At 69.9% G+C, this 13351-nt stretch carries 10 protein-coding genes; 5 read left to right on the top strand and 5 right to left on the bottom strand.

Annotated elements, in window-relative coordinates; all coding sequences use genetic code 11:
* Positions 1-122 precede the first annotated feature (122 nt).
* The 5 genes from ACFY1E_RS17100 (at position 123) to ACFY1E_RS17080 (ending at position 8878) form a co-directional block, all read left to right on the top strand.
* Complete coding sequence (locus tag ACFY1E_RS17100) at positions 123-2180, top strand: thioredoxin domain-containing protein (RefSeq protein ID WP_389076465.1); 2058 nt, start codon at positions 123-125, stop codon at positions 2178-2180.
* Positions 2181-2371: 191 nt separating this feature from the next.
* Positions 2372-3640 (top strand): glycosyltransferase, encoded by a 1269-nt coding sequence (locus tag ACFY1E_RS17095; RefSeq protein WP_389076462.1) that lies wholly within the window; start codon positions 2372-2374, stop codon positions 3638-3640.
* Entirely contained in the window at positions 3637-5286 is a 1650-nt protein-coding gene (locus ACFY1E_RS17090; protein ID WP_389076460.1) for an ArnT family glycosyltransferase, read from the top strand. Before ACFY1E_RS17095 ends, ACFY1E_RS17090 begins: the two co-directional genes overlap by 4 nt.
* A complete protein-coding gene (locus ACFY1E_RS17085) occupies positions 5283-6476 on the top strand; it encodes a glycosyltransferase (RefSeq protein ID WP_389076458.1) in 1194 nt (397 codons plus the stop codon). The genes ACFY1E_RS17090 and ACFY1E_RS17085 overlap by 4 nt, the downstream gene beginning before the upstream one ends.
* Entirely contained in the window at positions 6473-8878 is a 2406-nt protein-coding gene (locus tag ACFY1E_RS17080) for a galactose oxidase-like domain-containing protein (RefSeq protein WP_389076455.1), read from the top strand. The genes ACFY1E_RS17085 and ACFY1E_RS17080 overlap by 4 nt, the downstream gene beginning before the upstream one ends.
* On the opposite strand, the gene ACFY1E_RS17075 is transcribed toward ACFY1E_RS17080, so the two are convergent.
* The 5 genes from ACFY1E_RS17075 to ACFY1E_RS17055 all read right to left on the bottom strand — a co-directional run bounded on the left by ACFY1E_RS17075 (position 8865) and on the right by ACFY1E_RS17055 (position 13058).
* Complete coding sequence (locus ACFY1E_RS17075; RefSeq protein WP_389076452.1) at positions 8865-9188, bottom strand: hypothetical protein; 324 nt, start codon at positions 9186-9188, stop codon at positions 8865-8867. The genes ACFY1E_RS17080 and ACFY1E_RS17075 overlap by 14 nt on opposite strands.
* 48 nt (positions 9189-9236) lie before the next feature.
* Complete coding sequence (locus ACFY1E_RS17070) at positions 9237-9959, bottom strand: Mut7-C RNAse domain-containing protein (protein WP_389076450.1); 723 nt, start codon at positions 9957-9959, stop codon at positions 9237-9239.
* A 33-nt stretch (positions 9960-9992) separates the two neighbouring features.
* Positions 9993-10634 carry a TetR/AcrR family transcriptional regulator gene (locus tag ACFY1E_RS17065; RefSeq protein WP_389076447.1) on the bottom strand — a complete coding sequence of 214 codons (642 nt, stop codon included), beginning with the start codon at positions 10632-10634 and terminating at the stop codon, positions 9993-9995.
* A complete protein-coding gene (locus ACFY1E_RS17060) occupies positions 10631-12193 on the bottom strand; it encodes a DHA2 family efflux MFS transporter permease subunit (protein ID WP_389076445.1) in 1563 nt (520 codons plus the stop codon). Before ACFY1E_RS17060 ends, ACFY1E_RS17065 begins: the two co-directional genes overlap by 4 nt.
* Before the next feature lie 118 nt (positions 12194-12311).
* Positions 12312-13058 carry a hemolysin III family protein gene (locus ACFY1E_RS17055; RefSeq protein ID WP_389076442.1) on the bottom strand — a complete coding sequence of 249 codons (747 nt, stop codon included), beginning with the start codon at positions 13056-13058 and terminating at the stop codon, positions 12312-12314.
* Positions 13059-13351: the final 293 nt, after the last annotated feature.

Below are 13351 nucleotides of genomic sequence, written 5' to 3'. Positions count from 1 at the left end.
CGGCAACTCCTTTGCGTACGAGTGTCCTTCGGGGAAGGCGTCAGCGACAGAGGGCGGCGATCACCGGCGTCCGGGAGATGCCTGGCGCGTGCCGCCGGGGGTACTGCGGCAGGATGGACCTCATGCCGAACCGACTGGCTCACGAGACGTCCCCCTACCTGCTCCAGCACGCGGACAACCCCGTCGACTGGTGGCCGTGGTCGGCCGAGGCCTTCGAGGAGGCGCGCAAGAGCGGCAAACCGGTCCTGCTGAGCGTCGGGTACTCCAGCTGCCACTGGTGTCATGTCATGGCCCACGAGTCCTTCGAGGACCAGGCCACCGCCGACTTCCTCAACGAGCACTTCGTCAGCGTCAAGGTCGACCGCGAGGAACGCCCGGACGTGGACGCCGTCTACATGGAGGCCGTCCAGGCCGCCACCGGCCAGGGCGGCTGGCCCATGACCGTGTTCCTCACACCCGACGCCGAGCCGTTCTACTTCGGCACCTACTTCCCGCCCGCCCCCCGCCACGGCAGCCCCTCCTTCCGGCAGGTCCTGGAGGGCGTCCGCTCGGCGTGGTCGGAGCGGCGGGACGAGGTCTCCGAGGTCGCCGGGAAGATCGTGCGGGACCTCGCCGGACGGGAGATCTCCTACGGCGACGCACAGGTCCCGGGCGAGGAGGAGCTTGCGCAGGCGCTGCTCGGGCTGACCCGTGAGTACGACCCGCAGCGCGGCGGTTTCGGGGGCGCACCGAAGTTCCCGCCGTCCATGGTGATCGAGTTCCTGCTGCGCCACCATGCCCGCACCGGCGCCGAGGGCGCGCTGCAGATGGCCGCGGACACCTGTGAGCGCATGGCCCGCGGCGGCATCTACGACCAGCTCGGCGGCGGCTTCGCCCGCTACTCCGTGGACCGTGAGTGGGTCGTCCCGCACTTCGAGAAGATGCTCTACGACAACGCCCTGCTGTGCCGTGTGTATGCGCACCTGTGGCGGTCCACCGGCTCGGAGCTCGCCCGCCGGGTCGCGCTGGAGACCGCCGACTTCATGGTGCGTGAACTGCGCACCGCCGAGGGCGGGTTCGCCTCCGCCCTCGACGCCGACAGCGACGACGGGACGGGTCGGCACGTCGAGGGCGCTTACTACGTGTGGACGCCTCAGCAGCTGACCGAGGTCCTCGGTGAGGAGGACGGCCGGCTCGCCGCCCACTACTTCGGCGTCACCGAGGAGGGCACTTTCGAGCACGGCCAGTCCGTTCTCCAACTCCCGCAGCAGGACGGCCTGTTCGACGCCGCGAAGATCGCCTCCATCCGTGAGCGGCTGCTCGACAGGCGGAGCGAGCGCCCCGCTCCCGGCCGCGACGACAAGGTGGTCGCCGCCTGGAACGGTCTCGCCATCGCCGCCCTCGCCGAGACCGGCGCCTACTTCGACCGCCCCGACCTGGTCGAGGCCGCGGTCGGCGCCGCCGATCTCCTCGTCCGGCTGCATCTGGACGAGCAGGCCCGTCTCGCCCGTACCAGCAAGGACGGCCGGGCCGGCGCCAACGCCGGGGTGCTGGAGGACTACGCCGATGTCGCCGAGGGCTTCCTCGCGCTCGCGTCCGTCACCGGCGAGGGCGTCTGGCTCGAGTTCGCCGGGTTCCTGCTCGACCATGTCCTCGCCCGCTTCGTCGACGCCGAGTCCGGCAGTCTCTACGACACCGCCGCCGACGCCGAGCAGCTGATCCGCCGGCCGCAGGACCCCACCGACAACGCCACGCCGTCCGGCTGGACCGCCGCCGCGGGCGCCCTGCTGGGCTACGCCGCCCACACCGGTGCCCCCGCCGCGGCAGCGGCTAATGTCAACGTCCATCGGGCCGCCGCGGAACGGGCGTTGGGCGTGGTCAAGGCGCTCGGGCCCCGGGTGCCGCGCTTCATCGGCTGGGGGCTCGCGGTCGCCGAGGCCCTTCTCGACGGGCCGCGCGAGGTCGCGATCGTCGGCCCTGCGCTGGACGATCCCGCCACAAGGGCCCTGCACCGCACGGCGCTTCTGGGCAGCGCCCCGGGCGCGGTCGTGGCCGTGGGGACTCCGGGGAGTGACGAGTTTCCGCTCCTCGCCGACCGGCCGCTGCAGCAGGGTCAACCTGCGGCTTACGTCTGCCGTAACTTCACCTGCGATGCTCCGACCACCGATCCGGACCAGTTGCGCACCGCGCTGACCAGCTGAAATGCCAGCAGGCAAGGGGCAGTTACGTAAGCGGTGTTCCAATTGTTCACTCTCGGGACCCGTTGTGAAGAAATGCGTTCTTCATTGAAACGGCCTGCGGACTTCACAGACCACCCTTAATGTCTACACAGTTCCGCGACAGATGTGACGTGTTGTCGCGGCAGGGGGCATTGGGGATCTGGGGGGATCTGTTGCTGACGTCTGTCTTCATCGCTGCCGTTTCACTGGCCTTGTTCTGGATGGCGGCCTTCACCCTGTGGTGGCAGATGCACGCGTGGCGAACGCCCGAAGTGCTCGCCTCCACCCGGTTCAGCAGTCCGGACGGGGCCGAGCACGTCTCCTTCTCGCTGCTGCTGCCCGCGCGGCACGAGCAGGCCGTGCTGGACCACACGATCCAGCGGCTTCTGGAGTCCACGCACACCGACTTCGAGATCATCGTGATCGTCGGGCACGACGACCCCGACACCACGGCGGTCGCCGAAAAGGCGGCCGCGCGCGATCCACGCGTGCGGGTCGTCGTCGACACCCACGAGAAGAAGAACAAGCCGAAGGCCATGAACACGGCGCTGCCGCACTGCCGCGGCGATGTCGTCGGGGTCTTCGACGCCGAGGACCAGGTCCATCCCGAGCTCCTCGCGCACGTCGACCACGCCTTCCGTACCACGCACGCGGACGTGGTGCAGGGCGGCGTCCAGCTCATCAACTTCCACTCCAGCTGGTACTCCCTGCGCAACTGCCTGGAGTACTTCTTCTGGTTCCGCTCCCGGCTGCATCTGCACGCCCAGAAGGGGTTCATCCCGCTCGGCGGCAACACCGTCTTCGTACGGACGGACGTCCTCAGGGAGGCGGACGGCTGGGACCCCAACTGCCTGGCCGAGGACTGCGACCTGGGCGTACGGCTGTCGTCCGTCGGCAAGAAGGTCGTCGTCGCCTACGACTCCGACATGGTGACCCGCGAGGAGACACCCGGGAGTCTCATGTCGCTGCTGAAGCAGCGCACCCGCTGGAACCAGGGCTTCCTGCAGGTCTACCGGAAGAAGGACTGGAAGCAGCTCCCGGGCTTCGGGCAGCGGCTGCTCGCCCGGTACACGCTGATGACCCCGTTCCTGCAGGCCTTCTCCGGGGTGATCATTCCGCTCAACGCGGCGGTCGCGCTCTTCCTGGACGTGCCCGTCGCAATCGCCTTCCTCACCTTCCTGCCGCTGGTCACCGCGGCGGTCACCTTCGTCTTCGAGGTCGTCGGACTGCACGACTTCGGCAAGCAGTACGGGCTTCACGTCCGCCTCGTCCACTACCTCAAGCTGGTCGTGGGCGGCCCCTTCTACCAGGTCCTCCTCGCGGGGGCCGCGATCCGCGCCGTATGGCGTGAGCAGCGCGGCCGCAACGACTGGGAGCTGACCAGCCACGTCGGCGCACATCTCAACGACACAGCGGTACTCCGAGAGGACGTCCCTGCGTGACCTCCACACTTCCCGCGGCGACCACTCCGAAGGTCCCCGCGCAGCGGCAGCCTGCGCCCAAAACCGGCTCGACCGGCCCGACGGCGCCGCCCAGGCGCCTTCGCTCCTCCCGCCCCGACCTCCTGCTGTGCGGCGCGCTCCTCGTGGCGATCCTCGTCGTGCAGGGCTGGAACATCGCGGACTACCCGACGCTCAGCGACGACGAGGGCACCTACCTCGCCCAGGCCTGGGCGGTCCAGCACGGCAGGGGCCTGGCCCACTACACCTACTGGTACGACCATCCGCCCCTCGGCTGGATCCAGATAGCCCTGCTGACCTGGATCCCGTCCTGGCTCAGCCCCGGCTCGATGACCGTCGGCTCCATGCGCGTCGTGATGCTGATCGTCTCCGCGGTCAGCGCGGTCCTCGTCTACGTCCTCGCCCGCCGCCTGTCCCTGCCGCGCTGGGCCGCCGGGCTCGCGATGGCCCTCTTCGGGCTCTCGCCGCTCTCCGTCGTCCTCCAGCGCGAGATCTTCCTCGACAACCTCGCGGTGATGTGGACGCTCCTCGCCTTCACCCTCGCCGCCTCCCCGAGCCGCCACCTCTGGCACCACTTCGGCGCGGGCCTCGCGGCCGCCACGGCGGTGCTCACCAAGGAGACGATGCTCGTCGTCCTCCCGGCGCTGTTCGTCACGATGTGGCGGCACAGCCACCGCGACACCCGCAAGTTCGCGGTGACGGGAGCCGTCACGGCCTGCACCCTGATCGGCCTGAGCTATCCCCTGTTCGCCCTGCTGAAGGGCGAGTTGTTCCCGGGCGGCGGGCACGTCTCGCTGTTCGACGGCGCCAAGTACCAGATGACCAGGCCGGGTTCGGGCTTCATCCTCGACCGCGGCTCCGGCTCCTGGGGCGTCCTGCACTCGTGGCTCTACTACGACCGCGTCCTGCCGCTCGGCGGCCTCGCCGGCGCCCTGCTGCTGGTGGCCGGCTGGCGCTGGTCGGTCACCGCGCGCGCCCTCGCCGGACCGGCACTCGCCGTCGCGATCCTCACCGCGCTGGCTCTGCGCCCGGGCGGCTATCTGCCCGCGATGTACGTCATCCAGGCGCTGCCCTTCCTCGCCCTGGTCCTCGCCGGGGGCACCGCCTCCGTCGCGCAGGCAGTGCTGCGCAGGTGGCGGCGCCCCGACGAACCGCGCTGGACGACGTACGGCCGCTACACCCTCGCCGCCGTGCTGGCGCTCGCCGCCGGCGCCTACGTCGTCCCGAAGTGGTACGACGGCGACCGCACCGCCGTCACCGCCGACGCCAACGCCCCCTACCGGTCCGCCTCCAAGTGGCTGGCCACCGAGGTCGCGGACCCGAAGAACACCCGCGTCCTGGTCGACGACGCGCTCTGGCTGGACCTGGTGCACGACGGATACCGGCCCGGGCTCGGTGTCATCTGGTTCTACAAGGCCGACCTCGACCCGGCCGTGACGAAGACGATGCCGCACGGCTGGAAGGACCTCGACTACGTGGTCGCCTCCCCGACGGTGCGGCGCGACGCGGTGGACCTGCCCAACGTCAGGGCGGCCATCGAGCACTCCATGCCGGTCGCCACCTTCGGCACCGGCCCCGACCGCATCGAGATCCGGCAGATCCAGACCGCCTCCGGAGGCGTCCGATGACCCACGAGTACACCGCCCCCGGAGAGCTCGACGATCCCGCAGTACGCGGCACCGAGATCGCCGAACCCGGCGCCGTCACCATCGTCATACCGACGTACAACGAGTCCGCGAACATCCGCCGGCTCCTGCACCAGATCACCGAGTCGGTGCCCTCCCGCCTGCCCTGCGAGGTCGTCTTCGTCGACGACTCCACCGACGACACCCCCGAGGTGATCCGCGAGGCAGCCGAGGACTGCCCCTTCCCGGTCACCGTGCTGCACCGCGAGGAGCCGGTCGGCGGGCTCGGGGGCGCGGTCGTCGAGGGGATGAAGGCGGCCGGGTCGGACTGGATCGTCGTCATGGACGGCGACTGCCAGCACCCGCCGTCGCTGGTACCGGAGCTGGTGGCCACCGGCGAGCGCGCGAACGCCGGACTGGTCGTCGCCTCCCGCTACATCAAGGGCGGCAGCCGCGCGGGCCTGGCCGGCAGCTACCGGGTGGCCGTCAGCCGCGGGGCCACCTGGCTGACGAAGTCCCTGTTCCCGCGCAGACTGCGTGGCATCAGCGACCCGATGAGCGGGTTCTTCGCGATCCGCCGCAGCGGCATCACGGCGGACGCCCTGAGGCCCCTCGGCTACAAGATCCTCCTGGAGCTGGCGGTCCGCAGCCGCCCCCGCCAGGTCACCGAGGTGCCTTTCGTCTTCCAGGACCGCTTCGCGGGGGAGTCCAAGTCGTCCGCGCAGGAGGGCTTCCGTTTCCTGCGCCATCTCGTCGGACTGCGCACCGCCTCGCCCGTCGCCCGCATGGTGGCGTTCGGCCTGATCGGCGCGAGCGGCTTTGTGCCGAACCTGGTCGGGCTGTGGGCGCTGACGGTCGCCGGCCTGCACTACGTGCCGGCGGAGATCCTCGCCAACCAGCTCGGCGTCGCCTGGAACTTCGTGCTCATCGAGCATCTGCTGTTCCGCGACCGCCGCGCCCACCGGCGGTGGTGGGACCGCCTCGGCCGGTTCGCGCTGCTCGCCAACGCCGACCTGGTGCTGCGCATCCCGCTGATCGCACTGTTCGTGCACCGGTTCGGGATGGGTGCGCTGACCGCCACCGCGCTCGCGCTCGTGACGACCTTCGTTCTGCGCTTCGTCGGGACCGAAGCGCTGGTCTACCTCCCGCGCAGGGGCCGCGGGAAGAGCACATCAGCAAGGAGAGCCGTGTGAACCGATTCCGCAGGAGAACCGCACTGGTCGGGGTGGGGGCCCTGACCGCCGGTCTGCTCCTCACCTCACCCCAGTCCGCCGAGGCCGCCAACCTCGTCAAGAACCCCGGCTTCGAGACGGACGGCACGGGAGGGATGCCGTACTGCTGGGAGAAGTCCGGCTGGGGCGACAACGACTTCACCTTCGAGACGACGAGCGACGCCCACAGCGGGTCCAAGGCGATGAAGGTGTCGCTCACCCGCCGCGTCGACGGCGACCGCAAGGCGCTGATCACCGAGTCGACGGACTGCGCGCCGGTGGTGACGGCGGGCAAGCAGTACGACCTGTCGCTCTGGTACAAGACGACCACACCGGACGCCAACATCACCCTGTTCCGGCACGACACCACGGCCGGCTGGCAGTACTGGACCGACCTCAAAACCCTGCAAATGCAGGGGAGTTGGACGCAGGCGACGGTCCGCACACCCGAGGTCCCGACCGGCACCGACCGCATCACCTGGGGCGTCTCCGTCTACGGCACCGGCTCGGCGACCACCGACGACTACACGATGGACCAGGTCCCCGACGTCACGCCGCCCGCCACCTGCACCGGCACGGCGGACCAGTGCGCCAACGGCCGCTGGGACGTGCTGCCCACGCAGAACCCGGTGCGCTCCATGCACTCCGTCGTCCTCAACAACGGCAAGGTGCTGCTGATCGCCGGCTCAGGCAACAGCGAGGAGAACTTCAACGCGGGCACGTTCACCAGCGCCGTCTACAACCCGGCCGACGGCTCCTACAAGGTCATCCCGACCCCGAAGGACATGTTCTGCTCCGGCCACATCCAGCTCCAGGACGGCCGGGTGCTGGTGCTGAGCGGCAACAAGGCGTTCCCGGCGGCGGACGGTTCGCACGGCTACGAGGGCTACAAGGACTCGTACATCTTCGATCCGAAGACCGAGACCTACAGCAAGACCAACGACCTCAACGACGGCCACTGGTACCCCTCGGCGACCGAACTCGGCAACGGTGACGTCGTCTCCTTCGGCGGTCTGCGCGAGGACTCGACCGGCTCGGTGACCGCCGAGTACTGGTCGAACGCCCAGCAGAAGTGGCTGGCGCTGTGGCAGGTCAACCAGACCTGGTCGTACTGGGGCCTGTACCCGTCGATGATCCTGATGCAGGACGGCCGTCTCTTCTACTCGGGCAGCCATGTCTTCGGCAACAACATCCCCGGCACCGGCTCGGCGATCTACGACTACAACGCCAACACGGTCACGCAGGTCCCGGGCCTGCAGAACAAGGACCAGCGCGACCAGTCCGCGAGCGTGCTGCTGCCCCCGGCGCAGGACCAGAAGGTCCTCACCCTCGGCGGCGGCAACATCGAGTCCAACCCGGACGCCAACCGTCTGACGGACGTCATCGACCTCAAGCAGGCGAACCCGTCCTACGTCGCCGGGCCCCCGATCCCGCAGGGCACGGTCGACCTCGGCAACGGTCCGGTGGCCGAGACCGGCAACCAGGGCAAGATGTACGTCTCCGCGGTCCTGCTGCCCGACGGCAAGGTGCTGGAGACCGGCGGCGGACTGCACAACCGCGCCAACCCGGTCCACGAGGCCTCCCTCTACGACCCGGACACCAACACCTTCGACCCGGTGGCCGCCGACCCCGAGGCCCGCGGCTACCACTCCTCCGCGTTCCTGCTGCCCGACGGCCGTGTGATGGCGACGGGTGACAACCCGGGCAACGGCACGTGGAACCACAACGTGTCGATCTACACCCCGCCCTATCTGCTCAAGGGCGAGCGCCCGACGATCACTTCGATGATCAACACGGAGTGGCACTACGGCGACACCCAGCGGATCACCGTCGACCACCCCGTCGTCAAGGCCGAGTTGATCCGCCCCGCCGCCGTCACCCACTCCTCCGACCCGAACCAGCGGTTCGTCGACCTGCCGCTGTCCGTCGACGGCAACAACGTCGACCTGAACGTGACGAGCAACCCCAACGTGGCCCCGCCCGGCTGGTACATGCTCTTCGCGGTCGACGCCAACGGGGTTCCCTCGGTGGCCAAGTGGGTGCACCTCCAGGGCCCGCAGGCCCTGAGCGCCACCACCGCCGACGCCCACGTCCACTCCTTCGCCGACTCCCTGTCGGGCAAGGTCGCGGGGCCCGGCAAGAAGCGCACCTCGGTGAAGGTCCCCGTCACCATCTCCGGCTGCGACCGGCACTACGGCTCGGTCAACGTGTGTGTGCCGACCGTGTTCCCGCCGGGCGTGAAGGCGACGACCAAGTCCCGCTGCACCTGGCTCAAGCAGAACCACTACGGCCGCCTGAAGGTCAACGGCAGCGACGACCCGCTGGGTCTCGACCCGAACAAGGACGGGCTGGCCTGCGGAAAGGCGGACGTCAGGCGCCGCTGAGGATCAGCAGGCCAAGCGTGAACTGAAGAACCCACTGCAACACCACGGCCCCGGCCCGGGCGGGCATCGCCCGGTGCCGGGGCCATGCCAGTACCGCCACTCCGGTTGCGGCGGACGCGTAGAACAGGGCGTAGAGCAGGCTGCCGGGAATCTGCGAGCACTGCTCGCCGTACTCCAGGCAGCGGCTGCCTCGCTCGCCGGCGAGCACGGCGAGCCAGGCGAGGCCGACGGTCGGCAGGAGCAGCACGAGGCCGGTGACGGACAGACCGGTCAGGAGCCGGCCGGCGGACTGCTGCTGCGCTGTGTACATGCCGCCATCCCATCGCGCCGGCCGGGCCGCGGTGATCGGTGCGGCTACTCAACCCTCCTGGGTACGCATGCTCAACGCACGCTCCACGATGGCCACCAGCTGTTCGTGGTGCGCGCCCTTCCAGTAGGCGCGGCCGCAGTCCCGGCACTGCGCGAAGACGTCGTACGACCGGTGCGTGCCGCCGTGCAGCTGGTCGGCGACCTCTTCCTTGGTGGCCTCCTTCAGCAGCCCGTTGCAGGCGGTGCACCGTGTCCAGGGCCTGAGTTCGGGCCGGAACCGGTCGAGGACGTCCCGGAGTTGGTCCTCGGGCCGGGTGCTGTAGACATACGCCCCGGCCCACAGCTCGCGGCGGCGCAGCAGGCCCCGGTCGCGGCTGAGCATGACCCGCTGCTCGGCGGCCGAGCGGGCGGCGAGTGCCGGGTCGCCGATGTCCGTCGACTCGTACGCCGTGTCCACGCCGAGCAGGCGCAGCCGGCGGGCGAGCGTGCCGAGGTGGACGTCGAGGAGGAAGCGCAGGGGAGCGCCGGGCACCTGCTGGGGGCGCTCGACGGTGCGGACCTCCACACGGTCGCCCTCGGCGGGGACGTACGACGTCGGCACCTCGCGGCCCTCCACCCACAGCGTCCCGACCTCGGTGAGCGGGACGCCGGCCGACTCGACGACATGGCCGAGGGAGGAGACACCGTCGGTGGCGAGCCTCCGCTCCAGGTTGTGCTGGACGAACACGGCCAGGCCGGGGGCGAACTCGACGTGGATCTCGGGACCGTTCACCCGGTCAGGATGTCATGCGTCGGGGCCGCGGGCTCAGGGCTTTTCGGTGGGGAGGCCGTGTTCCAGGACGTCCAGGGCGCGGTTCATGAGTGTCCCGAGGTCGCCCCCGAAGTCGTTCTCCGCCCAGTACATGTTGACCTCCATGAGCGCGCCGATGAGGGACATCGCGTAGACGCGGACCTCGAGGCCGTCCGGGTCCAGGCCGAAGCGCTCGGCGATGGCCCCCCGCATCAGGCGCCCGGTCTCCGACATGCTCTCGTACATCCTGGAACGGACGGCCGGGACCTGGACCCCGAGCTGTGCCCGCAGCCGGATCACCTCGGGGCTCTCCTGCGCCATGAGGTCCAGCGCCTTCTGCATGATGTGCCGCACCGACTCGATCCACGACTCGTCGGCGGGCCGTGCCCGCAACTCCTCCAGCATCAGCGGGTCGTACTCGTCCGTGAGGACGATGTCCTCCTTGGTCGGGAAGTACCGGAAGACGGTCGAGGGCGACACCTCGGCCCGCTCGGCGATCTGCTCGATGGTGGTGGCGTCGTACCCCTGCTCCCCGATCAGCGCGTAGGTCGCCGTGCGGATCGCCTCACGCGTCTTGATCTTCTTGCGTTCGCGCAGGCCGAGCTGGGAGCGGTCGGCGGGGGAGAGGGGGGAACGTGCGGCCGTCATGCGGCTCATTGTCGGGCATCGGCCGCCGGGGCGACCATGTCCGGGGTGCCTTCCGCCGGTACGGCGGCCCGGCCGGCCCGGGTGTTCGGCAGGAACGCCGCCGCCAGCAGCGCCGATACCAGCGCCGCGGCCCCGCACACCAGCAGTACCAGGCCCATGCCGTGGACGTACGCGCTGTTCGCGGAGGCGGCCAGGTGGGCCGCGATGTCGGGGTGTGCCTTCTCGGCGACGATGTGCGCCGCGACCACGGAGTCCCCGGCGGTGTCGGCGGCCGCGGCGGGCAGCCCGGTGACGTCGAGCCGGTCGCGGAAGGCGCCCGCGAGCAGGCTGCCCAGCAGGGCGATACCGATCGCGCCGCCGACCTGGCGCAGCGTCATGAGCAGTCCGGAGCCGCTGCCGGCGCGGTCGCGGGGCAGGGCGCCCAGCGCGTTGCCCATTGCCGGCATGAGCGAGAAGCCGAAGCCGAGGCCGGTGATCGAGAGCCACAGCGCGGTGTAGCCGTAGCCGGAGTCGACCGTCGTACGGCTGCCGAGGAACGCGGCGAACGCCAGGACCACCAGACCCGCGCTCACCGTGGCGCGTCCGCCGAAGCGCACGGCGGCCTGCGGGGCGGTCCGGGAGGCGATCAGGATGCCGCCCATCATCGGCAGCAGGCGTACGCCGGTGCCGAAGGCGTCGCTCCCGAGGACCGCCTGGAGATAGGGCGGCAGGACGAACAGCAGGCCGGACAGGACGAACATGACCAGGGTCGCGGCGATCGTGTTGAAGAGGAAGCCGCGGTGGGCGAGGAGGGTCATGTCCAGCATGGGGCGCTCGACGCGGCGTTCGCGCAGGACCAGGGCGGTGATGAGGGCGACGGCCGCCGCGAGCATGGCCAGGACCAGCAGGTCGCCCCAGCCGCGGGTGGGTGCCTCGATGATCGCGTAGACCAGGGCGCCGAGGCCGGTCGCGGTGAGCGCGGTGGAGACGGTGTCGACCTTGGGGGAGGCGGGGTCGCGGGTCTCGGGGAGCAGGAAGACGCAGGCGGCGATGCCGATGGCGGCCATCGGGACGTTGACCAGGAAGACCGAGCCCCACCAGAAGTGGTTCAGCAGCCAGCCGCCGATGATCGGGCCGAGCGGCAGGCCGAGCGCGGAGGCCGCGGAGACGATGGCGGTGGCCTTGGGCTGCTCGTCGCGGGCGAAAAGCGTGGGCACGACGGAGAGCGCGAGCGGGGTGACCAGCGCGGCCCCGACGCCCATCAGGGCACGGGCGGCGATGACCCAGTTGACGTCCCCGGCCAGCGCGCCCGCCAGCGAACCGGCGAGGAAGACCGCGAGCCCCGCGATCAGCATCAGCCGCCGCCCGAAGCGGTCGCCGAGGAGCCCGGCGGGGAGCATCAGCGCCGCGAAGACGACGACGTACGCGTCCGCCATCCATTGCTGCTGGCCGGTGGTGGCGCCGAGATCGGCGGCCATGGTCGGCAGCGCCACGTTGAGGATCGTCGTGTCGAATCCGAGCGTGAGCATGCTCGCGACCAGGGCCCCGAGGGCCCACCAGCGCCGTGGGTTCAAGGTGGTAGTAACCATGAAATGAGAGTAGCTCTCAAAATATGGTCGCTGTCAATCGGGTTGAGCTCTCAATCTGCTTCGGGCATGCAAAAAGGGCCACGGCTCGGAAGCCGTGGCCCTGCGGTGCTGCGAGGTACTACCCGTGCTGGTACGCCACCAGCGAGATCCCCACGTAGTGGACGACGAACGCCGCCAGCGTGAACGAGTGGAAGACCTCATGGAAGCCGAACCAGCGCGGTGACGGGTTCGGCCGCTTGATGCCGTAGATCACGCCGCCCGCGCTGTAGAGAAGACCGCCCACGATCACCAGGACCAGCACCGCGATGCCGCCCGCGCGCATGAAGTCCGGCAGGAAGAAGACGGCCGCCCAGCCCATCGCGATGTAGCAGGGCGTGTAGAGCCAGCGCGGGGCGCCGACCCAGAAGACCCGGAAAATGATGCCCGCCGCCGCGGCACCCCAGATGCCCCACAGCAGCCACTGCCCCTTCCCACCCGGCAGCAGCAGCATCGTCAGCGGTGTGTACGTGCCCGCGATGATCAGGAAGATGTTGGCGTGATCGAGCCTGCGCAGGATGCCGTCCATGCGCGGGCTCCAGTTCCCCCGGTGGTAGAGCGCGCTCACGCCGAACAGCAGGCAGGCCGTCAGGACGTAGATCCCGCAGGCGATGCGGCCTCTGGTCGAGTCCGCGAGGGCCGTGAGGACCAGGCCCGCGATGAGCACGGCAGGGAACATACCGAGGTGCAGCCAGCCGCGGAGCTTCGGCTTGATCGGCTCGGCGAGCTGCTGGGCGTGCTGTTTGATCTGGTGCGGAATGGAGGGCGCGGCGGAACCGCGGCCGGCGGCCGGCGTGTCCGTTGGCGCGTCGGGGACGGGCGCAGTCATGCCCTTCATCGTACCTACGCGACCGTAAGTTGCGGATGAGTGCGGGCCGAGAACGGGCCAAGAGTGGCCATCATCTCACGGCAGTTGGCGCCTGGGGCCGTCGGGCAAAAGAACCTTCAGATGAACTCAACGTGCACGCAAAAACACGCTTGGAAACACTCTTCCGCGTGACGATCCCCACTCCGCTCACCTGTGAGGCCCTCTGGACATATGGGCACTCTCGTCGGATGATCAAATGAGTGCGGTCGGCACCGGATGAGCGCTGAAGATCCAGCCACGAAGCATCCGGGCCG

Source organism: Streptomyces sp. NPDC001604 (genome assembly GCF_042893475.1).
Taxonomy (GTDB): domain Bacteria; phylum Actinomycetota; class Actinomycetes; order Streptomycetales; family Streptomycetaceae; genus Streptomyces.
The sequence above is the reverse complement of the archived record's forward strand: the minus strand, read 5'-3'. Positions and strand labels throughout refer to the sequence as shown.

What these genes read in the sequence shown, in the direction of transcription:
- ACFY1E_RS17100 (WP_389076465.1), top strand. Translation starts at nt 123, where the DNA reads ATGCCGAACCGACTGGCTCACGAGACGTCCCCCTACCTGCTCCAGCAC.
- ACFY1E_RS17085 (WP_389076458.1), top strand. Translation starts at nt 5,283, where the DNA reads ATGACCCACGAGTACACCGCCCCCGGAGAGCTCGACGATCCCGCAGTA.
- ACFY1E_RS17075 (WP_389076452.1), bottom strand. Translation starts at nt 9,188, where the DNA reads ATGTACACAGCGCAGCAGCAGTCCGCCGGCCGGCTCCTGACCGGTCTG.
- ACFY1E_RS17065 (WP_389076447.1), bottom strand. Translation starts at nt 10,634, where the DNA reads ATGAGCCGCATGACGGCCGCACGTTCCCCCCTCTCCCCCGCCGACCGC.
- ACFY1E_RS17060 (WP_389076445.1), bottom strand. Translation starts at nt 12,193, where the DNA reads ATGGTTACTACCACCTTGAACCCACGGCGCTGGTGGGCCCTCGGGGCC.
- ACFY1E_RS17055 (WP_389076442.1), bottom strand. Translation starts at nt 13,058, where the DNA reads ATGACTGCGCCCGTCCCCGACGCGCCAACGGACACGCCGGCCGCCGGC.